This window comes from Candidatus Methanoperedens nitratireducens (assembly GCF_000685155.1).
In the GTDB taxonomy this organism is placed as follows: domain Archaea; phylum Halobacteriota; class Methanosarcinia; order Methanosarcinales; family Methanoperedenaceae; genus Methanoperedens; species Methanoperedens nitratireducens.
Genome location: NZ_JMIY01000001.1, coordinates 640,472 through 667,217, shown reverse-complemented (window position 1 = coordinate 667,217; position 26,746 = coordinate 640,472). Strand labels below are relative to the sequence as shown.

Sequence of the window (26,746 nt, the reverse complement as noted above, 5' to 3'; positions counted from 1 at the left end):
TTTTTGGTGGCGGCATGTTGACCCTAACCCCGGACCAGGCCCAAAAAGCGAGGGCGCTCGCGGGTACAAATGAAAAACTACTCCCCGGTTTTAGCCCTTTAGAGCGCGCCTTTATTCTGACTTTAAAAGAATATTTAGGTGATAGCCTTTGCGGAGGTTGCGAAGTACCGCTGTCGGCTGAGTACGCAGTGAGTGACGTGGGGCGGCCAGATGAGTGGCCGGAGTGCCAGGCCTGCAGAAGGGCAGTCCAGGCAGCAAAAAGGGGTTTAAAATGAGCCGAGATGACATAGCTAACACACTCTCTTTCTTTTTTAAATACAGCCCCGTGCTAGAGATTAGAATACCCAAGGCGAAGCTGAACGGAAAATACGAGACAACAATAGCGGGATACTTTAATAACCTGGATAAAGCAGTCCAGAGCGTAATAAAATATGATACCAAAGTACCAGGGATATACGTTACTCTCAACCCCGTGAACCCGGCGTTACTATCCAGATGCAGCAACCGTCTAGACGAAAACTCTAAATTGACCACATCTGACAAGGACATACTCAAGAGGACGTTTTTGTTAGTGGATATAGACCCCATACGGCCTGCGGGTATATCTTCAACCGATGCAGAGCACAACGCGGCAATAGCAAAAGCCTATCACATCCGGGAAATTATGGCAAAACATGGATGGGCTGATCCGGTCGTTTGTGATTCGGGGAACGGTGCAAGCCTGATATACCATATAGACCTACCAAACAACGAAGAAAGCACCCAAACCGTCAAGAAGTGTCTGGAGGCATTCGATCTTGTTTTCGGTGATAAGGAAGTAGGGATTGACTTGACGGTATTTAATGCATCGCGGATAGTCAAGCTCTATGGGACTGTCGCCAAGAAGGGAGATAGCACCGCCGAGCGGCCGCACAGGGAGAGCAAGATACTGGAGGTACCTGCAGAAATAAACCCTATATCAGTAGATCAGATCGGTGAACTGATAGCAGTTATACCTGTGGAAGAAGAACACAAGCCAGACAAGGGATATTCCAATGGCTTTGACATCCAGGCCTGGATGAAGCAATACGATATAACAGTCGCTTCCACTAAGCCATGGAATAGTGGCACTATGTACGTTTTGGATAAGTGCCCTTTTGATGCGAGTCATAGATACCCGGATGCAAGTATCATACAAACGCAATCCGGGGCATTAGTTTTTCATTGTTTTCACAACTCATGCGCAAAGCATGACTGGAGGGCATTGAGAGATAAGCTAGAGCCGAACAGAGAAAAGAGAGGAAGTGAACCGCGTGAGAAGCAGAAGGCTAGTGGAAGCAAGGGCAATGGAGATTCGCAGGCTAGCGCACTCATACACTATGTCGAATCGAGTGATGTCGAGCTATTTCATGACGACGTCCTGAAGCTGTATGCGCGGATCAAGATCAATGGTGTCAATAAGATACTGTCCCTCAAGTCGCAGACCTTTGGAAGCTGGCTGTCAGGGAGGTATTATAGAGAGACTGGCACTGCGCCCGGGAGCGATGCTATCAACAGTGCATTGAGCGTAATTAAGGCAATAGCAGAGCACGACGGAAAGCAGTACAATCTATCCGTGAGATGCTGCTGGCACGATGGCGCCATCTGGTATGACCTGGCAGACTGGACAGCAGTCAAGATAACAGCGCAGGGCTGGGGGATTATGAAGGATGTGCCTATCCTGTTCATGACGCTATCGCACATGAAAAGCAGTAGTCCTACTCAAAACGCACCTATCGCAGAGGTGAAGAAGATACTTGAGTTTATCCCTATCAAAGATGAAGGGGAAAAGCTGCTATTCCTGGTAGCTCTTGTGTCTTACTTTATCCCGGATATCGCTCACGTATGCTTAGTATTTTACGGCGAGAAAGGCGCTGCCAAAAGCACTGTGAATGCCCTCATCAAGAGGCTTGTGGATCCGAGCGCCTTATCTCTCCTCTCCCCTGCCCCACGATAAGAAAGAGTTTGTACAGCAGCTGGCGCACCATTACTATGCCCCCTACGATAATATCACGTCCCTGCAGACATGGCAAAGCGATATACTCTGCAGAGCTATCACTGGCGATGGCATAACAAAGCGTGAGCTCTACAGCGATGATGAAGATTTTATCTACAAGTACAGGCGCTGCATAGGGCTTAACGGTATTAATGTAGTGGCGACTAAACCTGATCTGCTGGATAGGAGCGTATTGATAGGGCTCGAGAGAATACCAAGAAACAAGCGAATACCGGAAGCTAAATTCTGGGCCGCCCTTGAAAAAGTACAGGGAGAGATACTGGGCGGGATATTCACGGCAGTGTCAAGGGCCATGGCGCTGTATCCTTCTATAGAGCTTGATGAGTATCCCCGAATGGCAGACTTTGCTGTGTGGGGATGTGCGATTGCCGAGGCGCTGGGATATGGTATGGATGCTTTCCTGGATGCATATGATGCTAATATCCGGGCACAGAATCGGGAGGCGCTGGAAGGCAGCATTATAGGTGATCTGATTCTTAAGTTCATGGGGGACAGGACAGAGTGGCAGGGTACACCCTCCGAGCTGCTAATCGAGCTTGAGTTGCTGGGTGAAGCATGTCGAGTGAATACCAAGGCCCAGGGATTTCCGAAGGCGGCCAACACACTGACCAGGCGGTTAAACGAAATAAAAACAAACCTGCTGGAAGAAGGCATAATATTTGTGGCCATTCGAGATGCCCAACAGAGAACTATACAGCTTTCACGTTCCCCCTTACAAACTGCGGATAATACCGTCATACCGTCATTACCGTCATTTCCACGAGCAGGAGACAATGACGGTATTGATGACGGTACCAAAAATGAAAAGAATAGTATCGTCATTCATGAGGGTGGGACCAGAGACGTGACGACACCAAAAATAGTATCGTCATTAGTATCGTCATCAAGAAAACAAGAACCTGCAACACACCATGACGGTATGACGGTAATGACGATATTATCCAAAGTATCTAAGGGGGAGCCCTCACAGATCGATAAGCTGAAATTAGCTCGCAATCGCATCCTGCGAGATTACGGCTACCAACCAATAAACGCAAACGCCATGGAAGAAGAAGTCAGGTACTTCATAGGCGACATGTGGAGGGAACATAAGCTTACGATGTCCCACGAGGAAGCAGAGCTGCTAATCAAAGCCGCGATTACAGATCGTGACAGGGGGCGGTGAGACTATGAGCGGCGACACCTTCATGAATTGGCTGAAAGGCCAGAAGAAACGTGATGATCCAGTTGGCGACTTAGCAAGGGATGTGCTTCAGGACTCAAGAACCAGACGATTCACAACATATCTCCAGCTAAGGCGATACCTGGATAGCCGGGGGGTGCATAATTGTGTTAGTGAGGCGTGTAGGAGGGCGAATGATGAGTATCAGCATTCTAAAAGAGGAGATTAATATGATCCGCTCCTGCTCACTCCTTGCCTGCTCGAACTGCCCGCACAAGGAAGCCTGTCCTTTTTCTGGCGCTTTACGCGGCGAGAAAGGCATGTCAACGGCTATTATTATTTTAGAATCTTATTTTAATCATGCCCCTGGAGCCGGGGAAGGCGTGGAAGGAGGGCGTTATGCACCCAAATTGTAACCCTAACAGTGACCAGAGTTGTGACCACAACCCAGCTAAGAAGCGCGGCCGCGGTAGACCAAAGGGGTTGATACGGGTCAGTAGGTCTACGCATGGCGGTTTCACCAAAGATCCCATGCGCCTGCTCGATTTCTGGAAGAAGAACAAGCCAGATGTTGCTAAATTTGTTGAGGATGTATCCGAGTCCTTCAGACGGCAGCTTGACTGGGAACCAACGGACCCGCGCATGACTGAGCTCCTTTTCCTTTCGATCCAGATCGCTTCCCGCAATTTAATGACTGACACCGCAGCCGCAGCAGATTTCAAGCGGGCAGTGAAAGATTCAAAAACAGGCGCAGTCGTGAGATGGAGGGCGCACCATCTGCTCACCCCGATATTGAAATTCGATGTCAGGATACATGAAAAACTCAAGAATTTTGGGTTGTATGCTGAACAGGGGCCGCGCTACAACATGGAAGATTTGTATAAATTATTAAAAAGTAAAAATATAGAAGGAGATGATACATTTATGAAAATACTGGCGATCATGGCCACAAAAATGAGTGATCGAGAACCAGCGGAGGAATAGATGACGTTCAGATTCGAAATCTATTCCAAAAGTTCCGATGGTTTCGGGTCAGGAAGCTACGCGCCACATCTGCTGCGCGGGGCGTCCGTCCAGATCGAGCGCTCTTTGACTGAGGGCGACATCCTGAAGATCACCTCGAAGCGAAAAGATATGGATCCGCAGATCGACAAGACCAGGCCGGTCAGGTTCTATAAAGACAGTGTAAAGCTCTTCGATGGGCTCCTCAGGGCCCCGGAGTACACGCAGCAGTACAACAAACTGAGGACGCTGACCACAACAGCCTATTCCTGGGAGAAGGAGTTGAACTCAATTCGATTGCCTCCAGCCGGAGTCGATTATATCGATAAGTCGATCAATTTCATCTTCAATGATCTCTGCAGGATCAGCAACGATTACGGTGTCACGAAAAAATCCCTCTACAGATACGATACTTCAAAAATCCCTTATTACGGCGAACTCTCTGGTGTCTTCGAAACTGAGATCACAAGAACGTATAGCGGCAGCATCTGGTCTGCGATGCAGGATTTAACGCAGGCGCTGGATACCGCTTCAGTCAATCATGTCTGGGAATTTGCCTTGCGGGTAGACGCGCTGCAGTCTGATTTTAATATCTATATCGTTCCGATGCTGCTGAAAGTAAGTGATGCTGATGCAGCTGCAACCTTCACGGATCCGAAGCTCATCCTTCCAAAAAACACCTGGCGAGACTACCGACTCATAAATTTTATGGACGTGTGGGGGGCAGGGCTGCTGAAAAACCAGATCTACGCGCCGACCCCGATACTGAATGAAACGGCCATCCCAACCAACGAGGAGTACTTCAACGCAGCGGTTCAGCCGTCGGCGCGCCACTACCTGCTGGTCACGGTCACAAACCCAACTGGCACAGACAAGACCGGGAGCATACTGATCAATGGCTCTGACGATGCTTACCCGCCGCCACCGAACGAACTAAGTGAAAGGTTTTTCCTGCAGATCCCTGCGTACACGGCACGAACACACTTCACGGACCACCGTTATGCCGGCCTGGCAACGGGCGCGCTGAACAGCTTCAGAGCGGACTCGCTCTCAGGATGCACCTTAAAGGTTGAGGAGGTACTGCACGGGGTCGCCGGCCGCAGCATCAACGCCTTTGGCCTGAAGCGAAAATCGGTTATCGACAGCTCACTCGATAGCCAAACCAGAGTGAACGCCCGCTCTGACAAGGCTGTGCGGTTGTACCACGCGCCATTGATCTACCTGGAGGGCAACATCAAGGAAGACTATGCGGTATTTTCAGACCTGGTCGGGAAGAGGGTGGACTTTTACGATAACTTCTCAGGCGCTATGGAAGCGTTTGTCTGCACGAAGCAGCGGCTCACATTCGCCGGGACGCAGGCCAAAATGAGGATCGAGGGGATGCGATACAACATCGACTGGGAATATTCAGAATAGATTAAAGTCATAATATAATGACAATATAGAAAAAGAAGGAGAATAAGAAAATATGCAATCAAGCACAAAAACAAGACAACTTGAAGACGAGATCAGAAGTAAAGACGCCGAGCTCAAGAGGCTGCAGGCACAGCTAGACGCTGCAGAGGCTGAGAAGAGGGCGCCGCTGATCAAGCGGATCATCGATGCCGCGCCTGTTTTCCGAGAGGATGACTTTACGGGCTGGACCACAGAACACCTCACAGATCTCGCGGACCGGGTGGAGAGGCATAATGACATAAAAGCGAGGATCAACGATGCATACGCGAAAAAGGCGGGTGTCTGAAATGCAACTAAATAAAGAAACCATCAAAAAACTCGAACGGCTGAAGGCCGAAGCTGAAGCGAAGATTTCAGCAGCGAGAGCAGATATATTGAAGTATATCACCCTGGATCCGAAATATTCCGTTATAATTGATCCGTCGTATCGGGAGGAGGCGAAGTCGATCTCTGAGACTATGTTCGCCCTGCGCCAGGAGAGTGTTAAGCTCGAGAAGCTGATCGATGCAGTCAAAGAAGCCGCCAGAACTCTGGACGTTGGAAACTTTGAGTTCGGGGCTGAGCGAATGCGGTACGTTAGCTCGATCGCAACCAATGATCAGACACTCAAGCAGGGTGTGATTAAGGGCGTCCTGTCAAGAGAGAAATGCGCTAATCTCGAGGCTGCCATAACAGAGGCTGAATCAAAGTTGAAGAAGCACGATGAGGTAACGGCTCCGCTGGTCGCCAGGCTTGATGCGATCCCGGACTTCCCGCTACCTGCACCGCAGCGGTGAGCTATGGGGGGGCAGAAGAGGCACAGGATAGAAACACGGCAGCATAAACTCCATCCAAAGGGGTGCAAGGTCAACGACCTGACGAAGAAGCCTGGCAGCAACTGGTGGATACGGGAGGATTCGAGGCGCCGCCGAGAGCGATAACAAAACTTGATATCCCGCGGGTTCGGTCCTTTAGCCTCCGTGCCCGCGGAATATCAGGCATTGGATTTTTACACTGTTCCTGAAACTTAAGCCAAAAATCTAAAAAAAATTTTGGTGACGGGTACTCAATTTTACATAGAAAATTCTGCTAAAGTTTCCAGGCGATTTATGGGGATAGGATAACGTGGGTCGTATCAGCTTGTACCAGTGGCAAAAAAAGGAGCTACTTCATCGTAATAAACATGATAGCAGCAGGGGTAAGGAAGAGGATAGTCATAAGAATAACCAGGATAGCTATTGCATACGGCGACACTTCGGCCCGTTCATCATTCGATACTTTACGCAGCCTGGATACGATATTGAGATTATTCATAATTGATCACCCCTGACAACTTCATTTAATCAGCCTGCTGCATGTATCAGTGGCAAAAAAGAGAGGTACTACCCCCGGTAATACTCATCATATGCGCGGCCGAGATAGCAGACAAGATTCTTGTGGCACAGTTCAGGGAGATAGCACCGTGGATTAAATACCAGGTTGCAATATTGACAATTCAGATACAGGTCATTTCGATCTTTAGCATATTTAGTGATGGGAGCCATAATGATCCCACCTGGCAACTTCATTTAATCAAGTAGCCAGCAGCAAAAAAGAAAGAGACTACTGACCTGCAGGACCCTGCAGGATATAAGCTCTGCAGTATCCGCCCATGATGTACGGCTTTGGGCTCTGCATCCCATGAACAGTGGCTTTGGTGTAGCAGGCGCAATCCACCCGGCACATCATCTTTGAGAGGGGACAGAACATGTGTTCACGGTCTTTGTTCTTCCGCTCAGCCTCTTCAATCACGTCTGCAAGGGTTTTCTCGATCTCTTCTACACACTCTTCTATTGATTTTGGATTATTCATAATGATCAAGCCCGGCAACTTCATTTAATCGCCCGCTACCCGGTGGCAAAAAAAGAGCAAAGAGGATGAGATCTATTCCGTTTTTTGATTCTCCAGGCGCCAGGGGATTTCTCTTGAGATCACACCGAGGTTGGAGGAACACATCTCCAGGTAGGATTTCATAGCGGACGCTGCAATATCCTCTGCGCTTTCTCCCGTCATGGTGGTATAGTTCCTTAAGAACACATGATACTTGCGCGGCAGCCTGATGCTTACACAGATCTCTTGTTCTGCACTTGCTTTATCTGTTTTGTTTTTTTCACACATTTTAATCACCTTTTTGGATGTAGCCATACAGCTACACACCTGATAACTTCATTTAATTTGTTTTCCCACCCGCTATCCCGGCGCCCGGCAGGAGGGGGGGCTTTCCCCTCCCTTCTTCAAGCTCTTTACCATTCCTTTCAAGGAGATAGCACTCTACCGTCTTACGTGGCAGGTTAAGTACTCTTGCGATCTTCTCAAGGGGCGTTCTCATCCTGTGCAGCCTGTCAATCTCTTGCTTCTGATGTGTATGTAAGTGATGGCGTTTCTTCTCATAGAGGTGATACGTTACCGTCCTATAGGGCAGGTTAAGCACCCGCGCTATCTCTTTAGGGGGCGTTTTCATCCCGTACAATCTATCAATTTCCTCTATCTGGCATCTATGAAGGTGATGATATTTGCGGGTTGGCTCTCCTGGTGCGAGCCTCCAGATCGTGGAGATATTTTTATCGAGCCTTGCGGCTACCTCCTGGATCGATGCTCCGCTCTGAAACAGGTTATATGCTGTTACTTCCTCTTCAATGGTCATCGGCGGCCTTCTTTTGGACACTTCGACCATCCCAATGACCTTGTAGTAGTGCATCAGCAGTGAATACTGCGCGTCTGCAGATCGAACCTCCTCGATGATTCTGATGTGGCCGGTGCTTTTAGTCCTGGCAAGGATGGTCACTTCCTTGAGTTGACGAGGATACCACTGCCTTAATGGGGCCCCTCTGGTCGGGTGTGGATCCAGTGGAGCGTGCTGGTCATCGAACAGAGGAACCTCGAATACAGGCAGATCTTCGCCCAGCGCCAGATCGGACATTACTCCACCTCTTCTTTCTTCGCGTACTCTACAGAGAGCTCAGTGATCGCGTTCCTGAGGATCTGCACTGTGTTGCGCTCTGAATATACGCCAGGATTCGCCAGAGCTTCTGACATCACACCGTATGCTCTGCACAGCCAGTCATGGAATGCATCCCTGGATAGCTTATGCTGGGCTTTATCAAAGACAGCATCAAGAGGGGAAGTGGTCATTTAGACCCCTCCCAGAAAGTAGCTCATATCCCTGGCGACCGCGATTTCATGTTTACAGTGGTTGCCTTTCTTCGAATCAGGACATGAGCAGGTGATATCCCGTTCCGTGACGTTGACTCTGTACCTGTGCCTGTTCTTGCTGTTCACTGCCTCGAAGAACTCAAAGCGGTTCAGGATGGTGATATCTGCTGACCGTGACAGTCTGCCCAGCATTCCCGGATCCGAGACGTTCATGAAAACGCGATCCTTTCGCATCATCTACATCACCACCCGAGAGTTGCATGCCGGGCAGTCCACCTTATTATCTGTCACGAATTGTTGATAGGTGTCTATGCCACGCTTCCGATGGCCACAAGCAAATACTATCAAGATGATCCGGGAGAAGTATTTCATAACTTCTCCCCTGCATTACGCAGCATCTGTTCGAGCTCGCGCATCTCGTCAACGTACTCTCCCCACTTCAGCATCGATGCTGGATCGAATGGGTCTGGTATTGGCGCTTCGCGTGCACGCTTGATGAAATGTTCTCGTATCTGTTCTCGCTCTGACGATTGAGCGAAAGGCTTAATTCGATTCGATTCTATATCCATGGTTACGTCTCCTAAACAGACGGTAAGCGCATCTTCGGCACTCGCAGGATAGTACCCCTGCGACTGCTTGCGCTTCGGAGTCCTTTTGACTCACCCATGGAAACTTCATTTAATTGCATTCCCCACCGTGTGGCCTCAGGTACTCACCTGAAGAGGTCCCGTAAAGCTCTTAGTCTCCGTTCCTGGCGCTGGAACCTTGCAGCTTGATTGTTCATCGAACAGTCCAGCGCGCGGCGGATCCTCTCGTCCACCGAATGGATATTGTACTCGCCTGCAGCGATGTAGCAAAAGCCGTTCACTGAATCGGGACATGGATCGTCGGAATTGCATTTTACAAACGGGCTGAATACCTTTCTATCGGGTACAGGGCCATCACCAGTACACGGTTTGTTGGATCTCTTATACTCACGAAAGACGCTGTTAACCTGGCACCAGGTTGTCCTCTCGTTGTAATCCGACCAGCTGGCTTCAGCATGGATTATGGCACAGATCTCATCAACGCTGTAGCCGCAGAACTTCAAGAAGCCTGCAAGCCAGAGGCGGGAATAGTGATCAGGATCCTCTGAGTGCAGAATGTTGTTGAGCTCCTGCCGTTTCTCAAAGGATATGACCTTCGAGAGGCCAGTATCAGCTTTGCCCGTCATCTGCGCGTCCATATGATCACCCATCAAAACTTCATTTAATTTCATGCTCCAGGAGGGCAACAGCAGCCAACACTGGAGGAGGGGCAGCATCCAGCCATTTCTTCACTCGATAGTACCCCACTCAACGGGAGGATGGCGCTGTCTCCATTGCATATCTATAATTTACACTGTTAGAGAGTAAAATGCTCAGGATGCGATATAGGACGTTTTAAGCAAAAGAGTATGAGTGTATCGTCTGGCAGGAGAACGCTTGAAAGCTTTTAACGGCAGCCTGGAAAGAAATTGAGTTTGAGGGGTGCATGGCTCTTGCAATGGCTGTAAATAATACTATTGCATTGTAAAGATAATGTGAATACAACACGAAGTATAAGTTGCGAAATATATATATGCATGTGCGTTCCTATTTCGAACATGTTCATAAAATGGGCATATATTATTCTGATGGTTGCTTTGTTGCTGCCCCTCTCCGGATGCATCGGCAGCCCTGAAGTCGAGCCCGTCGCCGTTGATCTCGATGGGGCCGTGACCGGGCAGCCCGTGGCGACTGTGTCTGATGCCGAACGTGCCGATATAGCACGCGCTGAGGCATACCGCGCAGGGCTTGAGGGAAGGATCATTGAGGAAACGACGAAGTGGCGCAGGCTCGATGAGAGCTACGCCGAGGATATCAGGAGAATCAACAGCACCGATCTCACGAAATCGGGAAAGTTCATCAACAATGCTGAGAAGGAGCGGATGCTGTACAACAGCCTGAGACTTAACAACGTACTGCTCTACGATATTGAGATAAGCAAACTCGCCCTGTTCATAACCCATCTTGAGGAACTTGAGAGGAGCCAGGCTGGCTATGATATCGGGAAAGCTGAGAGGACGGGCATTGCGCTCAGGGAATACAGGAATGGGTACGAAGCGCTTAAGCGGCTGCGGAATGAGGAAAAAGACAAGATATTCAACCTGCCTATGCAGGCCGTGCCCGGAGAACTCTACAACATGGTTACGCTTGGCGACGATACGCATTATAAAGAAGGGTTCAGGGGATCCGGGCCGAGTCTTGCTGACCCGGAGCAAATAAAAGGTATGTTCGATCTGCGCGAGATGGCGGATGAATATGATGGGTTAGTCAGATGACCCGCGAAGTGTGATCAGCCTTGCCGTGACCTGCCTGTGGCAGATCGCGCAACGCCCTATATCGCATCCTGGAGGCTCAACTGTGTAAAGGTTCTTTCAAAATGCAGCTTTTTGAAACAAAAAAGATAAGATCACGTCTCTGCTGCAGCCAGCCTCTTCTCCAGGTCTGCGATCTTGTGCTCCAAGGCAGTTATCTTTTCGAGGACAGGAATACGCTTCTCAAGTGAATCGAGCCTGTAATGCAAGCCTGTAAATTCAGATTTTGTTTCATTTCTGAGGCTGTTTATCTTGTCCTCGAGGCGTGCTATCTCAGATCTGATCTCGTTCCTGAGACCTTCCGTTTCTGATTTTGTTTCATTTCTCAAGCTGTCTATCTTCTCGTTCGTTGAATCGATCCTTGTGTTGATTGCCTTGAGCTCGCCTTTTATTTCGCTGAGCTCAGGCATCAGGACTTGCTTTATCCAGCCGGGTACTTTTTCTGCGGTCATATATCACTCATCTCTCTATCTCCGGACGGCTTAATCTTATGCTCGCCGGTTTCCTTCGGCTTTTTAGACCAGTTAACAAGCAGAAAAAAGTCCTCATTGCGCCTGCGGCGTGAACACGGCCGCATTGTCCTGCAGGAAGTCCTGCCTCGTTCTTCAGCAGCTAACCTGCGCGCCGTTGTGACGTGATGGGTGGAAACGTGAAGGCGATAGGCTGCCCCCGCTGAAAGCGGCGCTTCCACGGGTCTGGGCGAAGCCCGGCGCTGAATGATAATTTAGTTGCTGCAGATGGATTGACTAATAGTGCTACCACACAGGATGACGATACTATACTTCTCATTTATAGTACCGTCATCAATACCGTCATTGTCTCCTGCTCGTGGAAATGACGGTAATGACGGTATGACGGTATTATCCGCCGTTTGTAAGGGGGAACGTGAGTGATAAGGTATGCGAGGGATGGGATTTGAACCCACGAATGCCTGCGCAATTGGATCTTAAGTCCAACTCCTTTGGCCGCTTGGATACCCTCGCAAAGTATATCTTCTTTAACGATAATTTGTTATTGCGCCCTTTTTTTAGTTTTACGTAATATAAATCTTGTGTAGCGTTTCGAGTATAATCTTAAGTCCTGCACCTTTGGCCTCTTTTGTATTTGGCCGGGCTTGGTTACCCCCGCAGATGGCTATCGTAAATGTATCTTGGATTATTTTAAGTTAACGTATTACTCGATATAATTATGTATAACTCGATTCAATTATGGCATATGTCCCTGCCCTTTATTACGTTCTCGCGCAACGTTTTCATCCCTCTTACCAATATCTGCAGGAATAAGTGCGGTTATTGCGGCTTCAGGCGCATGATAGGAGAACCTGAGGCAAAACTTCTCTCCCCTACTGAAGTAATGGATACACTTAAAAGAGGCGCACTTGCAGGCTGTACCGAGGCGCTATTCACGTTTGGAGAGCGACCACACGAAGTTGAAGGCTTCATGCCCCTGCTAATGGAGCTGGGATATGATTCTATTATTGATTATCTTGTAGAGCTGTGCAGGCTGTCAATAAGACTTGGTCTTTTACCCCACAGCAACCCCGGCATACTTGAAGCATGGGAGCTAAAAAAACTAAAACCATATAATGCCAGTATGGGACTCATGCTTGAGACCGTGGGTATTATCGATGCGCACGAGGGCTGCGCAGGCAAAGATCCAGAACTGCGGATTAGAACTATCAGGACTGCGGGTGAACTGGGTATTCCTTTTACTACAGGAATCCTTGTGGGCATAGGCGAAACATGGGAAGACAGAGTGCGATCGATCCATGCTATCAGGGAGATCCATGAAGAATTCGGCCATATTCAGGAGGTCATTATCCAGAATTTTATCCCCAAGCACGGAACTAAAATGGCTTCATGCCCTTCTCCTGGATTAAATGAGATGAAAAAGACAGTCTCGATGGCAAGACAGATTCTTCCCGGGGATGTGGCTATACAGGTGGCTCCCAATCTGATCGGCCCGAAGGAACTGATAAGGTGTGGCGCCTCTGATCTTGGTGGGATCTCACCCCGGACTATCGACTATATCAATCCTGAATCCCCATGGCCAAACATTATGGAGCTGCAGGCCATGGTAGATCTTCCCCTGCGGGAGCGATTACCTGTATATCCGCAGTATATTAAAAGAAAATGGTACAGTAAAGAGATTGCGCAGCTTATTCACAGTCTTTCTGATGCTGAAGGTTTTCGTAAACCATATTAACAGGTATCGCATTTAAACCCCAAATTCAGGTGGTATTATACAGATACTACAAAGCTTTAAGGATGATGTCCTCGGGCATATCGAGACAGGAAACTGCACAATGGACGATGCGCAGGCTCTTTATAATAGTCCATCGTTTCTTTTTCCCCTTGCTGACAGGCTTAGAAAAAAAGCAGTAGGAGATAAAGTAACCTATGTGATCAACAGGAACATCAATTTTACAAACAGGTGCATCGGAACATGCAGGTTCTGCGCGTTCAGGAAGCCTGATGGATATATCTTATCCATACCTGAGATCCTTGGAAAGGTAAGAGCCGCAGTCAAGATCAATGCCACAGAGGTATGTATCCAGGGTGGGCTTCTTCCTGATCGGGACGTTCTCAGCTACTGTGAGATTCTTGAGGCGATTAAGGAAGAATTCCCGCAACTGCATATCCATGCATTCTCTCCCATGGAAGTGCACCATGCCGCCCGGAACAGCAATGTAAGTGTAAAAGAAGCGCTCTTGAACCTGAGAAAATCAGGTCTTGGCTCCATGCCCGGTACGGCTGCAGAGATACTCGTTGACAGGGTTAGAAAGGAGATATGTCCTGAGAAGCTAACAACCAGTGAATGGATCGATGTTGTCAGGAGTGCCCATAAATCGGGAATTCGCACGACTGCAACGATCATGTATGGGCATATCGAAAACCTGGAGGAACGGATCGAGCACATTTTAATAATCCGTGATCTACAGAAAGAAACGGATGGTTTTACAGAGTTTGTACCCCTTCCATTTATGCCATCCAATAACAGCCTGGGCGCAGGAAAGCAGATCTATTATGGGTTCGAGGATCTAAAATTCCATGCGCTTGCCAGGGTACTCCTGTATCCACATATCAGGAACATCCAGGCAAGCTGGGTAAAGCTCGGTAAGAAACTGGCACAATCTGCTCTAAACGCCGGGGCGAATGACCTGGGAGGAACACTGATGGAGGAGAATATATCCAGGAGCGCAGGTTCAAGAAATGGAGAGTACATGGCGCCGGAGGAGTTTGAGCACCTGATAAGAGAGATAAACAGAATACCCCAGCAGCGCGATACATTATATAGATCTATAAATGAGACCATAGCATAACTTTTTCATAATCCAGCAGCATTATAATCTATCCTCATGGTCTCTTAAGCATCAAGGGTTGCGCCCCTTGAGCACTTAATTATAACACTATTAGTCGAGTTTAAACCCCATGATTATCAAAAGAAAGACGAGTACTGGCTGGTGAATTAAATAAACTGTCAGAGAGTTTTTACCTAAGGATATGAATATGCCAGCCAGCTTGCTTTTAAATCTTCTATTTGCTCTTCTGGTAATATATTTCCCGGAATATGCACCAAGCAAAAGCACTCCAAGCCATGGTATCAGGGGAAAGTAATCGAATGTAGAAAAGTTTTCAGGTATAAGGCCTAACCATAACAGGTAAGGGAAATCGAATTCTGTTCGCTGTAAGTATAAGCCTGATAGTATAATCGATACCCCGGCAATTAAGTTGAGTTTACTGTATTTAATGAAAAATGGCACAAGAAAAGAGCTAACAGCAAAAAAATGCAGTATGCCGAAGTATATTGTTCTCTCTGGCACCAGTATGTAAGTAAAAAGAGTAATTAAAAAAGCAAAAAGCAGAAGCTTTAACCCTCTTACAAAATATCTTTTGTTAAAATTCTTACTCTTCTCATAGCTTATATAGGCAACAACGCCTGATAAGAAAATAAAAATAGAAGCTATTGATCTTGGAAAAATAAACCAGTAGAGATAACTTGATGATAAGTAGATCAGTCCGAAATAACTTAAAGTGACGGAATAATTAAACAAAACCATAAGAATAATATCAACCCCTCTGATAAGATCAATGGCCTGGATTCTCTCTCCATCTTTTAACAGTGAACCATACGTAGTCATATTGCCTTGAGCTATTTAGAGAGAATTATAATACATCCAATCCTTAATATAGTGGCATCCTACTGAACTAAAACACGGAAGAATAACTATGATAACCCTACCTTCAGATGAAAAAATCCATGGAATATTTAAAGAATGCTGTGAGAAACTGGATATTGATAGCTCCAGAAAAAATATGGAGGAGCTGGTCATCTACGATATGACCGATGGTACCAGGACGTCTACCGAACTTGATGGATCTGAGGCATATTTCGATGGTGGATTATTTGTCATGAGATTTATCCACTTTCTCAGAGTGCTGGGTGCAAAGAACAGCTATATCAATGTTATACACGAGGGACATAAGGAAAGAGTAAATTACAGTGATATATATGAGGGCATGCGGCGGCATGTTGAAATGTACAGGGAGTATTCCAGGAAGAACAATGTCAGGTTAAGGTTTGTGGGTAAATACGACAGCAGTATTGGCCCGAAGGATGCTGATTACGATCTGAGAGAGGATCTAAGAAGCCTTGAAGAGATAACTGCAATAAGCGCTGAGCATACCGTGCATTTCCTGATTAACTACTCTACTAGATGGGCTGCATATGAGGGAAAGGAATTTTTTAAAACACTGCCAGAGGCAAATGTAATCCTCAGGCATGCCAAGGGTTATGTGAACGGCGATATGTGGCTTTATGGAAAACTGGATAGCAACAGCTTTGTTTATGCCCAGAACGGCTCTTCTAACATAAACTGGAGCGATAGGCAGATTATTATGCTTATTGCCCTGTGTTTGAGAAGCATGCTGCTTAATAAAGGAACACATCTATCTAAGAAATACGAAGGGAATGAAAAAGATATAGTAAGGAAAAAAAGAGAGATTGAGCTTTCGTTCATCCATAGATCCTTTTACGATAGATCGATAGAAACAAAATTACAGAAAAGGGTTATTATTTTCAGCTCGTATGGCCCGGAGATCTATGAATTTTAAAACCCATCCCTCACATAAAATCCGCAAGCCCTTTCTGCTTCACCTTATCGCTCTCAAATAAAGACCTCATCTCAAGCTCAAGCAACTCCAGCCTCTGCTTTGTGTACTTTCGCACATTGTACTCATCCGCGATCCGAATCGATGTCTCAAGGTATTTCCTGACCGAGCCTTCATGGACCGTAAGCACGATATTCCCCCCGCACTTCGAGCAGTTCCCGCGCAGGGGAGGGCGCCTGTATTTGGCATTGCACTTGGTACACCTGACCTTCTGTTTTGAGAACTGGCGCAGGTTCCCGATCAGATCAGGCAGGAAGTGCGAGTTAATGATCCTCTCTGCAACATCCTGCGCATCCACAGCCTTTATCTTCCGGGCCAGGGCAAGCTGTGCATCCATCTTTTCGATCATGCTCCCGAGCGTTTTGTATGCACTGTTCTTTGGGCCTGCTGCTATATTCGTGGTATCATGAGTGAAGCCAAAGCCCTCATACTGTCCTGGCGTGCCAAGCCTTCCGCTCACAGTATCTATGAGCCTGGCAAGGTCTTTGGGATTCTTGTATTCCAGCGTTGCCTCATAGAACTCAAGAGGGTACTGGAAGAGCACATCTATGTTATGCGCCTCCTTATCGACTTCATTTGGATCGATGCGCGAGGTCAGCACAAGAGGCGCATCCATCTGTCCGCCTCGTTTATCTGGAAGATATGAGCGCGAGAAGTTCAGAAGACCATCCATCAAGAGCATCACGCAGTCCTCATCGCCGTCGCACTGAAAGGTAGTAATTCCCGAGCAAATGAGGCTGTGGTGGGTATCGACTGTCAGATTATATACATATTTATCTTGAGAGCTTATCTCTTTTCTTTCTACAACTTTATCAATGAACACATCTTCATCAAAACAGGTTCTTGACCGACCTTTCTTAGCCAGCCATTTTTTAAGCAATTCTTCAGCATGCTTCTGCTTTTCACCGAGGAAGCCTATGTCTTCTATGAATCTTCTTGCTTCGCTGCCATAAATCCTTATCTTATATGAATGGATCAATTTCGGTTTTCCATAGAATTTTAGAATGAGGTTGCTTTTTACAGCCCGTTCTTCCTCGTAGATAGAGTGCTTAATTCCAGAAAACATCAAAAGGAAAGACACACCATCTATCAGCCATTTATTTACTGAAGTTAAATTGACCTCTAACGTGCTCTGCAAAGAGCACGATCCATCTCCGGTGAAATAACCTCTCAAAAATGCACTTATCTTATCCTCTGGTAGAGAGTACACAAAGTTCGGAACCCTCTTTGTTTTCGCATCTTTACCGACTTTCAGTTTCTCAAAAAGTTCGTAGACAAATCTTGAGCATATCGTTACATGGTTTCCTGAAATACTGGGGCATAAGCCAAAAACAGCGTTTATTTTTTCTTTTAATATGCGTTTTGTCCATTCTTTAGTAGCGGTTACAGATACCTGATGACAATTGATTTGATTCTTCTTAATAAACCCTTCAGCTAAATAAAATCCTAACAGTGATAAGAAATCTTCATCCACGGTTATGCTGGGTTTTATAGAAACCTTATCTCTTCTGCTCCCTATCAGGTAATTTCCTGTATCGATTACGTCAGGATTAAATCTGTTGACCAGCTCTAACGGATATGATTTTCTGTAAATATAATTCGTAAATGTCTTATAACTCATTCCAAGATTTTTGCTTATCTGTGAAAGAGGTACATTCTCCTCGAAAACATCGCTTTCTGTCCTTATCATTATGTCTTCAGCGTCGCTTATCGAAAGCAGGTCGATGTTCTCTTTAGTTTCAACAGGAGGTCTTTTGAGGTTCCAGGGGATTAATAATTCATCTGCATACTCCGCCCTCACTTTTATTCCTGATTTATCCGGGAACGGATGATCTTTAGTCACGATTATCTTTCTACCGCTTTTCGTTTTTATTTCGATCAGCTTTTCAGGAGGAATATGTTTTGAAACATGGGTTATATCCGCCAGCTCGAATTTTTTTGTTTTTATGTTGAAAGCGAATGTTTTCAGGCCTTGTATCTCCTTGTATTCGGTTCCAAAATCATCTTTTTCTCTTTTGCCGGTAAGACCGTGTTCAACAAGCTCGCGAATCGTTAAAAGCTCAAAGCCATCTCCTCTGTAAATCAATAATTTTTCATCTCCATGGAAGCAGTTACGTCTCTTTGCAGCATGGAAGAAGGGATGGGCATAGCCCACGGATGCGGACGTGAACCCGACCAGACGCCCGAGCACGCCTGCCGATGTATGGGGTGCAAGCCCTATTACCAGCTCTCCGATCAGGTCATCAATGCTGCCCAGAGAGTAATAGGGCTCTACTTTATAATATTTTGTCAGGAGGTCATCAATGAACCCTGCAGTCTTTAAGAGGTATTCAGCGCAGTCTTTTGAGACGATAATATCCTGGACTTTAAGCTCAAGTACCTGGTTCTTCTCAGCAAGCGGTTTTCCATGGATATCATACATATAACCGAGTTGCTTTAATTTTTCCACAGTAACGCCTATCTCATCAGGCCTGATATGCGTAAGAGGCAGATCCGATAGATCGTATCTCACAGTCCCGTCCTTGAACATCACGATATCATGTTTTGCGCGCAAAATCCCCTTCTCAAGCGGCTCAGGCGTCTTGTGTTTTGATGTAAGCCCTAAAACACCTTTTATCGATTCAAAAACATCCCTCTCGCCCACATTACTCAGGGCAAGCTGGTACTCTGATTTAAAGTCGATATCCATCTCTGTGACCGATGTCGTCTCTTTTTTACATTTAGGGCACAGGGGCTTATTTACCTCTATATTGCAGGATGGACATCTAAGCAGCAGATGCGTGAACTCACCGCATTTGCACCTGTTCTTGAATGTGCGGATTTTACACAGAGGACAGATGCGCTCACCTGCCTGGACTGTTATCGTACCTATCTTCTCTTTCTGGACAGATAGCCCGACTCTGAACTCGCTATTCTTTTCCTCACCGTTATCGACATAATCCTTTGCGCTCTTAAGTGAGCGCCTCCTCCCTCCTGCCTCGCCGATAGGGAAAAGCACATGAGGCGCAGGCCTCATCTCGCGCTTATCAGACTTCTCAGGCCTCCCCATCCTGCCCCCGATCCTTGTTGGTGCCCTTTTTCTGATCGTGATACCGCTCACTTTTGAGACTGTATCCATGATGTTAGATTCCGGCTCAGTCCATGTTTTGTTCAGGCTGCAATCAAGCCCGAGGCACCTCAGGAGAGGAAGGGGCTCCTCAATATGGATCTGCCTGTCGCGTACTTTATGGGGCACAAGAAGTATCTCAAGTATGTCTTTTATTTTATCATCAAGAGGAAACGAGACTATTTCAGCGTATATACCATTCTTCTGTATGTACTCTGCAAGCTCAATATACTGCTCTATGCTGATATCATGCCAGAGATAGGTATATTTTGGATGAAGCGGCACCGCATAGGTATCGGATAAGGAAAGTGCGGTTTTTTGATCTGGATTTTTCAGGTCTCCAGGTTCTATGGATGTTCTTGCCCCGAGTTCCTGTATCCACCACTCATAGCAGTATGAGGATGGCGCAAGGGGGTGGTTATTCTCAAGAAAATCCCCGAAGTTTATTAAGAGCTCACCGATATCAAGGATCACCTGTACTGACTGCCTTATCCTGAGGGCCTCTTCCTGGGTATCCACCCTCAGAACATCCCCGTTGAGCAGGCGGACAGTTGGCCCTTCAATCGTATCCACAGGCGCTATGCCTGCAGCTTTCCCCGGCCGCTCTACCTTGATCTGCGTGCCTGCTGCGATGAAATCTGCCATAATTACCATTGTGGCCGGGCTGATGCCTGCAGCGGCAAAACTTGTATTCCTGCTTCTTCCGTACCTGAGCCTGAATCCCCCTGGCATTGATGGGTATGAAAAAACAGGCCTGCCTGCTATCAGGTCCTGCAGGTACTTGTCCTTCGGCTTAAGTACTGCCGAGGTATCATCACTTTTAACCGTAACATTAAATTTATCAAGCCAGTCCCAGCCATCAAGCCTGAGCTTATCAACATGTTTTTTCACTTTCGGGGCCTTGAGGGCTATGCCTTCTGCAATGACAAGCGCCATGCCGCCGCGAATCCTGTTTGTCTCAATACGCGGAAGGTCGCGCCTTCCCTCAACCTCTGCCTCTTCTGTGGGCTCACCGTCTATGCATATAGGACAGTTTTTCACGATAAGCCGTATCTCGTTATCAGAGGGCAGGTACTGGAGATTGGCAACCCTGCGGTACGCTGTGATCTCCTCAACATACCGCTCAACCTCCTCAGGTCTCGGAATAAACGGGCTAATCCCCAGGCTCCTGCGCACATAATCTGCAGCAAGGACTGATAGTGCCTGTGCAGTACCGCCTGCACTCCGGATAGGGCCTGAGTAATATATACGGATATAATCCGAGCCGTCATCATTCTTTGAGAGATCGATCCTGGCAATACCTTCAATCGGGGCAGCTACCACTCCCTCTGTGAGAACTGCAACTGCTACCCGCACGGCTTTATCAATAGCATCTTTTTTAGATTCAAAGCTTGAGATTTTCCCACCTGCCACATCAAGGCCCACCTGCAGGGCAGCCTCTTCACGCGACATGGTCATCTCAAGTTCCCGCAGTCTTTTTGCAACCCCCTCCACGCCAATTAGCTTCTCGACCCGGTCAGCCAGGTCCTTTGCAATGGGTATCTCTATTTCTGGCCTTGGGTCGGCGCCGTTCGCTCGCGCACGGTTGGCGAGGGCGATGGCGCGGTTAAGTTCGGATTCGAGGGTGTTGAAGTAGGCGAGCATTGTGTCGCTGGCGGTGAATTTCATTTATTGAGCCCCCAACATTCCTTATTTTTTCGGATTGATTGAAACTTATTAAAAATTCTCTGTTTGATAAACATTACATGCTGATTTCAGGCTAAAATGAGATAAAGCTTGTCGTGATTATCAATTGCCTAAAAATGTTCGTAAAATCCACGTCATCCATATTCATCAACCGCGAATCAGAACAAAACCACCTTGAGTAGGAATACTCAAAAGCACGCCCGCCTTCCCGTCCATCCTCCAGAAATACTGAGATACATTCTTCTCGAAGACAAAGATTTTTTTTGGTCGTAAGCGGCTCTCTTGTGGGAACGATGCTAAGGGAAGTATTGTGAACTGGAACCATAAGTTGAAAGCAAAAACTCATAAGTTGAAAGTATGAACCCGTCACTACCTCGTGATGAAGAGGCTGTCCGGTAATTACTTGCAGTAATAAAAATCAACAAAAATTTTTCCTCGTTTTTCGATTTAAGGCCCTAATAAGTCTCCTTTTTTTCAAGGCTTTGAATTACTAGACAGACTCTGAATCACGAGGCATCCACGCGCTGGTGCATGAGGAGTTCTATCGTTCACTTGTCGCTTTTGGCTTTTGCTAATTGGAAGGGCACGAAACAAGTGGAATAAGTGATATAAGATTTTGAGATATATTTAACATAAATGCTAAATAGAATCAAAGGTTTTAGAGTATTATGACAAGGCAAGAAAGATTACAAATTATTAAAGAAATCGAAGAGGAACGAGGTTCAAAGATTATATCATATATTGCAGGAGATAGAAGGGGATTAGAAACAAGAATTGCAAGCGATATATTTCCTCTATTTTTTAAACACCTTTCACAGATAGGCCATCAAGATTCGATAGACTTATTTTTGTACAGTACTGGTGGCATAACTATAGCTGGGTATGGTTTAGTAAATTTAATTCGAGAGTTTTGTGATAAACTTACTGTTTTTGTTCCGTTTAAAGCATATAGCTGCGCAACTCTTATTGCTTTAGGGGCAAACGAAATTATTATGACAAAAATGGGGCAATTAGGTCCAATAGATCCATCCGTTAATCATCCTTTAAGCCCTACAGTTCCTATTCCGGGTCAACCAGGCGCTGTCATGAATGTTCCTATTAATGTGGAAGATGTTGTGGGTTATATGGACCTCGGTAAAACTCAAGCAGATTTTAAAAATGAAGATTCTAGGGTAAAAGCATTCGAACAGTTATCTTCAAGAGTAAATCCTATCGTTTTGGGTGCAGTTTATAGAGCAAGGGAGCAAATAGCATTCTTGGCAAAGACTTTACTTTCATATCATATGTCAGATGAAGATAAGATAGATTTTATTGTTAACACTTTGACAAAAGAGAGATTCTCACATGATTACCTGATTGGGCGAAAAGAGGCAAAAGATGTCTTTAAGTTAAATGTAATTGATGTTTCGGAAAGTCTGGATAAGAATACAGTCAAGCTTTACGATAAATACAATGAACTTCTGTCCCTTGACACACCTTATAGTCCAGAGGTCTTTCTAAGAACAGTTGAGACTCAAACAGGAAACTTTAATAGGGGTATCATTGAGTCTATAGATCTAACTCATGTGTATCGAACAACAAAAGAGGTTAGAAGGATGCAAATAAATCAGCCAGGGATACCAATGCCTGTGGTGGCATTCCAAGAAAGAGTACTGAGTGATGGATGGTTAATAGATAATACTATATAGTTTACCATCATACATATTGATAGGCAATATCGGATGTGTTAATAATGGAAACTTCAAGTTCTACAGATTCACCTTTCAAAAGTGCTGGATTGACGTCAGCGCGTCAAATAATTGACGTTACTACAAATATTATTTTCTCTGTAGAGAACACATCTTCAGCATCACCCGAACCTTTATTTCCTATACTTTCTGAAGAAGAGTGTTAGAAATATACTAATTTTTTCCGTGCCGGCACAATCCTAAAATCCAGTGATTTTTTGTCTGAGATTCTCTGATATGAAACATGATTCAATCTAAGCTGCTGGTAAATTAGCCCAAGTTGATTGAAAAATTCTGTTTTAATTTTCTCCCATGCAGTTCTTTTTTCTTCCAACATTTTACCACAATGCTTGCATAGATATTTGCCAATTTTTATTATGCCAAGACTTTTTTTAGTATACTCGTTGTAGCCGTTATGAACCATATTGTTCCCACATTCAGGACATTGAGGGGAAATTTTTCGGCGAAAGATGTTATTTTCAGTGAATTCAAACTCATTCCCAAACTCATTGAAAACATTTTGGTGGTTACCAATTCATAGGTTTACCATTTAAACTTAACTGTTTTTTATGCTTGCAGTAAACCAGTGTAACAGTTACAACATACAAAAGTAAAAATTATGTTAGCAAATTCTTATGCTATTGTAACATGTTACAACAGGAATAATGGCAAAGGAATTCATACGGGAAATCAAGGGGCGTAAGTACAAATATCTCACATATTGGGACAGGGTGGAAAAGAGATCAAAACAAAAGTACTTAGGAAGAGTTGATATTGAGAAAACAATAATTCTGAAGGTGCCTAATGAAAAAGAAGCTGCTGAAGTAATAGTAAAGATCGGAGGAGGTTTAATAGAACGAAAACATTTGGAAAAATGGATTAAAAGATTGAAGATTAAAGAGAACATGGATATGTTGAGGAGTCTATTCGTTGAACAATGATTTTACCTATTGTAACAAGTTACACTGGTACGGTAAAAGTTACCAATGGTTTTGAGTATGCGTTGGTAACCACCATTTTGAAGATTGGATATTTCGGAAAAGTTATTAAGGTTGGAAGCTATTGTTACCATTGCTAAAACCAAAGTAATATCATTACATTAAAGAATAAATAAGTATCTGTTGTGATGATATTACTCTTTTATTCATAACTAGATATTGAGATAGTGCCTTCCGTGCCCCGTTTTTAATACAATAATTATTATTATATCTTTTCATGATATTCTAAGGATGCACACAACTCCTATCGCCTTCAGTCACTACCCCGGGCTGAAAGCGCCGGGGCATCAGGAGGATGCTCGATGGTTTGGGATTAATTTCTATTTTTAGGTTCTATATTCCTTGTTCAGGCGCATGGTTAATATTGAAATTGGATAAGAGTACCACGAGAAATCTCATTTCTCCTTTGAATCAACACTCTTACCTTTCGAAAAATGTAATGTTAGAACTATCCATATCAACGTGAAAAGTGTTAATAGAAGGACTGTATTATCCATTAAGATCGCAAATTCTATATTTAGAATTTTAATAATTAAATAACTATTGATAAATAACCATAAAATTGCAACATAATCGCTCAGTGCAATTGTGAGTTTGCTGACTGAAAATCTTCTCGCACTGAGCCAGAAGCCATCTTTATCTAATCTCGGTTGCACTTCTTTGAATAATGGACCAATTACTTCATCTTCATTATTTGTAACGCATTGCTCCCAATTTTCCTGCCAAAACTTACTACCCCTATTTGCGAGGGTCCAGGCAATAGAACATGCTAAGCCAAAATTCGCGATAACAAAGCTTAAAATTGGATTGGATTTATATGATGCAACAAATGCAATAAATGCCGATGCGATAAAACCCCAAAAGAATAATGATCTTTTCCAAAATAATTCAATTTCAAACTTTCTGGTATCATTTGATATTTTTAGGCGTATTTTCTTTTTATCTAATTCATCCATTTCAGCCATACAATTATTTTAAATATTTAACTTTCCAAGGTAATTTCTGAATGCAAAGAATATGGCCAGAGTGCGGTTAGCACCGATATCCCAATATAATTTGTAAAGGTCATTAGGATGTTCTCTAAGAGACTCTACCTTCTCTATGCCCAGGTATTTACCTAAGTTAACCAGATCATCTATAGATAGAGCCCAAATCTTGGATAGGCAGATACGGAAATTAGGCTTCTGCCCTTCATAAGGCACAAGACGGAGCATTAATCTTAATTTTGATGGTCTTGCCTTAGCATTCAAGATATCCAACATCTTAATCTCTTCAAGAATTTTGTCACTCCGTTGTTTCAGGTCGTCAGGTCTCTGTGCGAGTAATCTATGGTCGACGGTGGAGAAGTTTAATGCGGCGTTCATTGACTCATCTCGCTCCCACCAGCTAAGGTCATCCCAGAACCTTTTCAAGTCTCGGATTTCGGCCTCATTTTTTTCAATTGAAAAGCTTAAGAAGCTGTTTACATTATTCATACCATGTCTCCGATAATAATATTTATAATTTTGTTTATAGAGTCTTATGCTGTACTTATAATTTTCTTCTTTATGAGCGCCTATTTTTCAGATGTGAAGTAAGTAGATAGCCAAAATATTAGTCCTATTACGTCATTAACTTATATGGAAGTGGGAACTATGACCAAAGACGTTGGACTATCCATTCCAGGCAGGTTAGGGCTAACCAGCGAAGATAAAGAAACATTATACAGATTTTTGCGAAATGAAATAGGAAGAGAAGGAATAAGAGCTCTTGTAATTATATGGTTTGATGAGGGAAGGACCGAGGCAGAGATCGGGAACTTGCTTTATATATCATCCAGGAATGTAAGACGCTGGATAAGGAGATACAGAGAAGCTGGAATTTTAGGCTTACATGATGGTGAAAGGACGGGAAGACCTAGAAAAGCTGATGAAAAAGTAGAGATAGCTGTTGAAGATGCAATGAAAAAGAATCCTGAAGAGGTAGGCTATAAATCCGGATTTTGGGTAAGCAATCTTCTTTGCATCCATTTGTTTGCTATATTCGGGTTGTTGCTCTCGGATAATACGGTGAGAAGAGTATTACACCGTATGGACTACGTTTTTAGAAGACCCAAACTTTGGTCTGGGCCAGGTGGAGAAAAACCACCTGAGATTGAAAAAGCCATTGAAGAAGTAAAAAAAAGAAAGCGAAGCTCTTTTATCAGGATGAAACAAGCTTCCACCTCCTACCAGTATTAAGGAAGATGTGGATGAAAGTAGGTCAGCAAGCGAAAATACTTACACCTAACAATTGGAACAGATATTTTTCTGTTTTTGGGGCTTTTTCTCCACTGGACGGTGAGATTATTTTCAAGATATTTGATCGTAAAAATGGTGGATACTTCATTGAATTCTTAGAGCTGCTTCTCAAAACCTATCCAACACTGGATATCTATCTTGTGGTAGATAGAGCAACCTACCATAGAAGCAGAATGGTGAAAGAATGGCTTACAAAAAATCCAAAAATTCATTTGATCTATCTTCCCCCAAAAAGCCCACGACTGAACCCTGTAGAACACATATGGAGATGGCTAAAGGGAGAAGTTGCGGCAAACAGGACTTATGTTGATTTAGAACCATTAAAGCAAGGATGCATAGAGAAGCTATCATCACTTACTTCCGAGGATGCGCTTAGAGTCGCAGGGTTAAAATCCTAATAGGCCAGAATTTTTGGCGGTTTACTTATATGTTCCGATTTCCTATAGCTTTACAAGCATGCAAACGAGCGTGGATTCAGTCACGAGGCATCAACGGGAGGATGCTCATGGTTTTTGTTATTCATGTCAATTTGTTTGTTTCATATAGAATTTCTCAGGCGCAGAACAATTTAATGTTC

31 protein-coding genes, 1 tRNA gene and 1 pseudogene are annotated in these 26,746 nt (G+C 45.0%); 17 read left to right on the top strand and 16 right to left on the bottom strand.

All coding sequences use genetic code 11. From position 1 onward, the window contains the following. Window positions 1–14: 14 nt before the first annotated feature. The 9 genes from ANME2D_RS03465 to ANME2D_RS03430 are packed head-to-tail and all read left to right on the top strand — an operon-like array spanning window position 15 to window position 6,430. Complete coding sequence (locus tag ANME2D_RS03465; RefSeq protein WP_048089128.1) at window positions 15–275, top strand: hypothetical protein; 261 nt, start codon at window positions 15–17, stop codon at window positions 273–275. Continuing rightward, window positions 272–1,975: a hypothetical protein gene (locus tag ANME2D_RS16700; RefSeq protein WP_052368537.1), complete on the top strand. Its 1,704-nt coding sequence runs from the start codon at window positions 272–274 to the stop codon at window positions 1,973–1,975. Before ANME2D_RS03465 ends, ANME2D_RS16700 begins: the two co-directional genes overlap by 4 nt. Then, entirely contained in the window at window positions 1,911–3,200 is a 1,290-nt protein-coding gene (locus tag ANME2D_RS03455; RefSeq protein WP_157833939.1) for a hypothetical protein, read from the top strand. The genes ANME2D_RS16700 and ANME2D_RS03455 overlap by 65 nt, the downstream gene beginning before the upstream one ends. Window positions 3,201–3,204: 4 nt before the next feature. Next, a complete protein-coding gene (locus ANME2D_RS18965) occupies window positions 3,205–3,426 on the top strand; it encodes a YozE family protein (protein WP_157833938.1) in 222 nt (73 codons plus the stop codon). After that, on the top strand, window positions 3,392–3,613 hold the full coding sequence (locus ANME2D_RS03450) for a hypothetical protein (RefSeq protein ID WP_157833937.1): 222 nt from the start codon (window positions 3,392–3,394) through the stop codon (window positions 3,611–3,613). Before ANME2D_RS18965 ends, ANME2D_RS03450 begins: the two co-directional genes overlap by 35 nt. Further along, the gene (locus ANME2D_RS03445; RefSeq protein ID WP_198527338.1) at window positions 3,597–4,181 is read left to right on the top strand and encodes a hypothetical protein; all 585 of its coding nucleotides are present in this window, start codon (window positions 3,597–3,599) and stop codon (window positions 4,179–4,181) included. Before ANME2D_RS03450 ends, ANME2D_RS03445 begins: the two co-directional genes overlap by 17 nt. Then, window positions 4,182–5,615, top strand: a complete 1,434-nt coding sequence (locus ANME2D_RS03440; protein ID WP_048089124.1) for a hypothetical protein — start codon at window positions 4,182–4,184, stop codon at window positions 5,613–5,615. A gap of 52 nt (window positions 5,616–5,667) precedes the next feature. After that, window positions 5,668–5,940, top strand: a complete 273-nt coding sequence (locus ANME2D_RS03435) for a hypothetical protein (protein ID WP_048089123.1) — start codon at window positions 5,668–5,670, stop codon at window positions 5,938–5,940. A gap of 1 nt (window position 5,941) precedes the next feature. Then, window positions 5,942–6,430 (top strand): hypothetical protein, encoded by a 489-nt coding sequence (locus tag ANME2D_RS03430; RefSeq protein WP_048089122.1) that lies wholly within the window; start codon window positions 5,942–5,944, stop codon window positions 6,428–6,430. A 367-nt stretch (window positions 6,431–6,797) separates the two neighbouring features. Here the strand turns inward: ANME2D_RS03430 and ANME2D_RS17825 are convergent, their stop codons facing one another. The 8 genes from ANME2D_RS17825 to ANME2D_RS03390 all read right to left on the bottom strand — a co-directional run bounded on the left by ANME2D_RS17825 (window position 6,798) and on the right by ANME2D_RS03390 (window position 10,083). Beyond that, window positions 6,798–6,947 carry a hypothetical protein gene (locus tag ANME2D_RS17825; RefSeq protein ID WP_157833936.1) on the bottom strand — a complete coding sequence of 50 codons (150 nt, stop codon included), beginning with the start codon at window positions 6,945–6,947 and terminating at the stop codon, window positions 6,798–6,800. A 288-nt stretch (window positions 6,948–7,235) separates the two neighbouring features. Next, on the bottom strand, window positions 7,236–7,508 hold the full coding sequence (locus ANME2D_RS03420; protein ID WP_048089120.1) for a hypothetical protein: 273 nt from the start codon (window positions 7,506–7,508) through the stop codon (window positions 7,236–7,238). Between the two features lie 48 nt (window positions 7,509–7,556). Continuing rightward, the gene (locus ANME2D_RS03415; protein WP_157833935.1) at window positions 7,557–7,790 is read right to left on the bottom strand and encodes a hypothetical protein; all 234 of its coding nucleotides are present in this window, start codon (window positions 7,788–7,790) and stop codon (window positions 7,557–7,559) included. A 52-nt stretch (window positions 7,791–7,842) separates the two neighbouring features. Next, complete coding sequence (locus ANME2D_RS03410; protein ID WP_048089118.1) at window positions 7,843–8,592, bottom strand: hypothetical protein; 750 nt, start codon at window positions 8,590–8,592, stop codon at window positions 7,843–7,845. Continuing rightward, window positions 8,592–8,804, bottom strand: a complete 213-nt coding sequence (locus ANME2D_RS03405) for a hypothetical protein (RefSeq protein ID WP_048089117.1) — start codon at window positions 8,802–8,804, stop codon at window positions 8,592–8,594. Before ANME2D_RS03405 ends, ANME2D_RS03410 begins: the two co-directional genes overlap by 1 nt. Further along, window positions 8,805–9,062: an SWIM zinc finger family protein gene (locus ANME2D_RS03400; RefSeq protein WP_048089116.1), complete on the bottom strand. Its 258-nt coding sequence runs from the start codon at window positions 9,060–9,062 to the stop codon at window positions 8,805–8,807. A 131-nt stretch (window positions 9,063–9,193) separates the two neighbouring features. Further along, window positions 9,194–9,394, bottom strand: a complete 201-nt coding sequence (locus tag ANME2D_RS03395; protein ID WP_048089115.1) for a hypothetical protein — start codon at window positions 9,392–9,394, stop codon at window positions 9,194–9,196. A gap of 143 nt (window positions 9,395–9,537) precedes the next feature. Next, entirely contained in the window at window positions 9,538–10,083 is a 546-nt protein-coding gene (locus ANME2D_RS03390) for a hypothetical protein (protein ID WP_157833934.1), read from the bottom strand. Between the two features lie 303 nt (window positions 10,084–10,386). On the opposite strand from ANME2D_RS03390, the gene ANME2D_RS03385 reads away from it, so the two are divergent. Further along, window positions 10,387–11,166 (top strand): hypothetical protein, encoded by a 780-nt coding sequence (locus ANME2D_RS03385; protein ID WP_157833933.1) that lies wholly within the window; start codon window positions 10,387–10,389, stop codon window positions 11,164–11,166. A gap of 131 nt (window positions 11,167–11,297) precedes the next feature. On the opposite strand, the gene ANME2D_RS03380 is transcribed toward ANME2D_RS03385, so the two are convergent. From ANME2D_RS03380 to ANME2D_RS03375, 3 genes are all read right to left on the bottom strand, one after another. After that, entirely contained in the window at window positions 11,298–11,654 is a 357-nt protein-coding gene (locus ANME2D_RS03380; RefSeq protein ID WP_048089112.1) for a hypothetical protein, read from the bottom strand. Then, complete coding sequence (locus ANME2D_RS17820; RefSeq protein ID WP_157833932.1) at window positions 11,651–11,893, bottom strand: hypothetical protein; 243 nt, start codon at window positions 11,891–11,893, stop codon at window positions 11,651–11,653. Before ANME2D_RS17820 ends, ANME2D_RS03380 begins: the two co-directional genes overlap by 4 nt. A gap of 209 nt (window positions 11,894–12,102) precedes the next feature. Then, window positions 12,103–12,185 (bottom strand) — tRNA-Leu (locus tag ANME2D_RS03375). Between the two features lie 232 nt (window positions 12,186–12,417). Here ANME2D_RS03375 and cofG point away from each other — a divergent pair. Together cofG and cofH are read left to right on the top strand one after the other, a co-directional pair. Continuing rightward, entirely contained in the window at window positions 12,418–13,407 is a 990-nt protein-coding gene (gene cofG, locus ANME2D_RS03370; protein ID WP_048089111.1) for a 7,8-didemethyl-8-hydroxy-5-deazariboflavin synthase CofG, read from the top strand. A gap of 43 nt (window positions 13,408–13,450) precedes the next feature. Beyond that, entirely contained in the window at window positions 13,451–14,524 is a 1,074-nt protein-coding gene (gene cofH / locus ANME2D_RS03365; protein WP_394295690.1) for a 5-amino-6-(D-ribitylamino)uracil--L-tyrosine 4-hydroxyphenyl transferase CofH, read from the top strand. A gap of 90 nt (window positions 14,525–14,614) precedes the next feature. Here cofH and ANME2D_RS03360 read toward each other — a convergent pair whose 3' ends face one another. Further along, a complete protein-coding gene (locus tag ANME2D_RS03360) occupies window positions 14,615–15,343 on the bottom strand; it encodes a heparan-alpha-glucosaminide N-acetyltransferase (protein ID WP_048089109.1) in 729 nt (242 codons plus the stop codon). A gap of 88 nt (window positions 15,344–15,431) precedes the next feature. Here ANME2D_RS03360 and ANME2D_RS03355 point away from each other — a divergent pair, with 88 nt between their 5' ends. Further along, window positions 15,432–16,316 (top strand): hypothetical protein, encoded by an 885-nt coding sequence (locus ANME2D_RS03355; RefSeq protein WP_048089108.1) that lies wholly within the window; start codon window positions 15,432–15,434, stop codon window positions 16,314–16,316. A 10-nt stretch (window positions 16,317–16,326) separates the two neighbouring features. On the opposite strand, the gene ANME2D_RS03350 is transcribed toward ANME2D_RS03355, so the two are convergent. Next, complete coding sequence (locus ANME2D_RS03350) at window positions 16,327–21,147, bottom strand: DNA polymerase II large subunit (protein WP_048089107.1); 4,821 nt, start codon at window positions 21,145–21,147, stop codon at window positions 16,327–16,329. 686 nt (window positions 21,148–21,833) lie between these two features. On the opposite strand from ANME2D_RS03350, the gene ANME2D_RS03345 reads away from it, so the two are divergent. Beyond that, on the top strand, window positions 21,834–22,853 hold the full coding sequence (locus tag ANME2D_RS03345; protein ID WP_048089106.1) for an SDH family Clp fold serine proteinase: 1,020 nt from the start codon (window positions 21,834–21,836) through the stop codon (window positions 22,851–22,853). Between the two features lie 202 nt (window positions 22,854–23,055). Here ANME2D_RS03345 and ANME2D_RS03340 read toward each other — a convergent pair whose 3' ends face one another. Next, the gene (locus tag ANME2D_RS03340) at window positions 23,056–23,316 is read right to left on the bottom strand and encodes a hypothetical protein (protein ID WP_048089105.1); all 261 of its coding nucleotides are present in this window, start codon (window positions 23,314–23,316) and stop codon (window positions 23,056–23,058) included. A 241-nt stretch (window positions 23,317–23,557) separates the two neighbouring features. Between ANME2D_RS03340 and ANME2D_RS03335 the strand changes: the two genes are divergently transcribed. Then, complete coding sequence (locus ANME2D_RS03335; protein ID WP_048089104.1) at window positions 23,558–23,833, top strand: hypothetical protein; 276 nt, start codon at window positions 23,558–23,560, stop codon at window positions 23,831–23,833. A 452-nt stretch (window positions 23,834–24,285) separates the two neighbouring features. Here the strand turns inward: ANME2D_RS03335 and ANME2D_RS03330 are convergent, their stop codons facing one another. Together ANME2D_RS03330 and ANME2D_RS03325 are read right to left on the bottom strand one after the other, a co-directional pair. Further along, complete coding sequence (locus ANME2D_RS03330; protein WP_048089103.1) at window positions 24,286–24,855, bottom strand: RipA family octameric membrane protein; 570 nt, start codon at window positions 24,853–24,855, stop codon at window positions 24,286–24,288. Between the two features lie 9 nt (window positions 24,856–24,864). Beyond that, window positions 24,865–25,365: a hypothetical protein gene (locus ANME2D_RS03325; RefSeq protein WP_048089102.1), complete on the bottom strand. Its 501-nt coding sequence runs from the start codon at window positions 25,363–25,365 to the stop codon at window positions 24,865–24,867. A 144-nt stretch (window positions 25,366–25,509) separates the two neighbouring features. Here ANME2D_RS03325 and ANME2D_RS03320 point away from each other — a divergent pair, with 144 nt between their 5' ends. Further along, the gene (locus ANME2D_RS03320; RefSeq protein ID WP_081810100.1) at window positions 25,510–26,109 is read left to right on the top strand and encodes a helix-turn-helix domain-containing protein; all 600 of its coding nucleotides are present in this window, start codon (window positions 25,510–25,512) and stop codon (window positions 26,107–26,109) included. Further along, a pseudogene (locus ANME2D_RS03315) lies at window positions 26,103–26,567 on the top strand (IS630 family transposase); the annotation flags it as partial. The gene ANME2D_RS03320 and the pseudogene ANME2D_RS03315, both read left to right, overlap by 7 nt. Between the last annotated feature and the right edge of the window lie 179 nt (window positions 26,568–26,746).

Excerpts from the sequence above, each read along its gene's own strand:
- ANME2D_RS03465 (WP_048089128.1), top strand. The coding sequence starts at position 15 with ATGTTGACCCTAACCCCGGACCAGGCCCAAAAAGCGAGGGCGCTCGCG.
- ANME2D_RS16700 (WP_052368537.1), top strand. The coding sequence starts at position 272 with ATGAGCCGAGATGACATAGCTAACACACTCTCTTTCTTTTTTAAATAC.
- ANME2D_RS03455 (WP_157833939.1), top strand. The coding sequence starts at position 1,911 with ATGCCCTCATCAAGAGGCTTGTGGATCCGAGCGCCTTATCTCTCCTCT.
- ANME2D_RS18965 (WP_157833938.1), top strand. The coding sequence starts at position 3,205 with ATGAGCGGCGACACCTTCATGAATTGGCTGAAAGGCCAGAAGAAACGT.
- ANME2D_RS03450 (WP_157833937.1), top strand. The coding sequence starts at position 3,392 with ATGATGAGTATCAGCATTCTAAAAGAGGAGATTAATATGATCCGCTCC.
- ANME2D_RS03445 (WP_198527338.1), top strand. The coding sequence starts at position 3,597 with ATGCACCCAAATTGTAACCCTAACAGTGACCAGAGTTGTGACCACAAC.
- ANME2D_RS03440 (WP_048089124.1), top strand. The coding sequence starts at position 4,182 with ATGACGTTCAGATTCGAAATCTATTCCAAAAGTTCCGATGGTTTCGGG.
- ANME2D_RS03435 (WP_048089123.1), top strand. The coding sequence starts at position 5,668 with ATGCAATCAAGCACAAAAACAAGACAACTTGAAGACGAGATCAGAAGT.
- ANME2D_RS03430 (WP_048089122.1), top strand. The coding sequence starts at position 5,942 with ATGCAACTAAATAAAGAAACCATCAAAAAACTCGAACGGCTGAAGGCC.
- ANME2D_RS17825 (WP_157833936.1), bottom strand. The coding sequence starts at position 6,947 with ATGAATAATCTCAATATCGTATCCAGGCTGCGTAAAGTATCGAATGAT.
- ANME2D_RS03420 (WP_048089120.1), bottom strand. The coding sequence starts at position 7,508 with ATGAAGTTGCCGGGCTTGATCATTATGAATAATCCAAAATCAATAGAA.
- ANME2D_RS03415 (WP_157833935.1), bottom strand. The coding sequence starts at position 7,790 with ATGTGTGAAAAAAACAAAACAGATAAAGCAAGTGCAGAACAAGAGATC.
- ANME2D_RS03410 (WP_048089118.1), bottom strand. The coding sequence starts at position 8,592 with ATGTCCGATCTGGCGCTGGGCGAAGATCTGCCTGTATTCGAGGTTCCT.
- ANME2D_RS03405 (WP_048089117.1), bottom strand. The coding sequence starts at position 8,804 with ATGACCACTTCCCCTCTTGATGCTGTCTTTGATAAAGCCCAGCATAAG.
- ANME2D_RS03400 (WP_048089116.1), bottom strand. The coding sequence starts at position 9,062 with ATGATGCGAAAGGATCGCGTTTTCATGAACGTCTCGGATCCGGGAATG.
- ANME2D_RS03395 (WP_048089115.1), bottom strand. The coding sequence starts at position 9,394 with ATGGATATAGAATCGAATCGAATTAAGCCTTTCGCTCAATCGTCAGAG.
- ANME2D_RS03390 (WP_157833934.1), bottom strand. The coding sequence starts at position 10,083 with ATGAAATTAAATGAAGTTTTGATGGGTGATCATATGGACGCGCAGATG.
- ANME2D_RS03380 (WP_048089112.1), bottom strand. The coding sequence starts at position 11,654 with ATGACCGCAGAAAAAGTACCCGGCTGGATAAAGCAAGTCCTGATGCCT.
- cofG (WP_048089111.1), top strand. The coding sequence starts at position 12,418 with ATGTCCCTGCCCTTTATTACGTTCTCGCGCAACGTTTTCATCCCTCTT.
- ANME2D_RS03360 (WP_048089109.1), bottom strand. The coding sequence starts at position 15,343 with ATGACTACGTATGGTTCACTGTTAAAAGATGGAGAGAGAATCCAGGCC.
- ANME2D_RS03355 (WP_048089108.1), top strand. The coding sequence starts at position 15,432 with ATGATAACCCTACCTTCAGATGAAAAAATCCATGGAATATTTAAAGAA.
- ANME2D_RS03350 (WP_048089107.1), bottom strand. The coding sequence starts at position 21,147 with ATGAAATTCACCGCCAGCGACACAATGCTCGCCTACTTCAACACCCTC.
- ANME2D_RS03345 (WP_048089106.1), top strand. The coding sequence starts at position 21,834 with ATGACAAGGCAAGAAAGATTACAAATTATTAAAGAAATCGAAGAGGAA.
- ANME2D_RS03340 (WP_048089105.1), bottom strand. The coding sequence starts at position 23,316 with ATGGTTCATAACGGCTACAACGAGTATACTAAAAAAAGTCTTGGCATA.
- ANME2D_RS03335 (WP_048089104.1), top strand. The coding sequence starts at position 23,558 with ATGGCAAAGGAATTCATACGGGAAATCAAGGGGCGTAAGTACAAATAT.
- ANME2D_RS03330 (WP_048089103.1), bottom strand. The coding sequence starts at position 24,855 with ATGGCTGAAATGGATGAATTAGATAAAAAGAAAATACGCCTAAAAATA.
- ANME2D_RS03325 (WP_048089102.1), bottom strand. The coding sequence starts at position 25,365 with ATGAATAATGTAAACAGCTTCTTAAGCTTTTCAATTGAAAAAAATGAG.
- ANME2D_RS03320 (WP_081810100.1), top strand. The coding sequence starts at position 25,510 with ATGGAAGTGGGAACTATGACCAAAGACGTTGGACTATCCATTCCAGGC.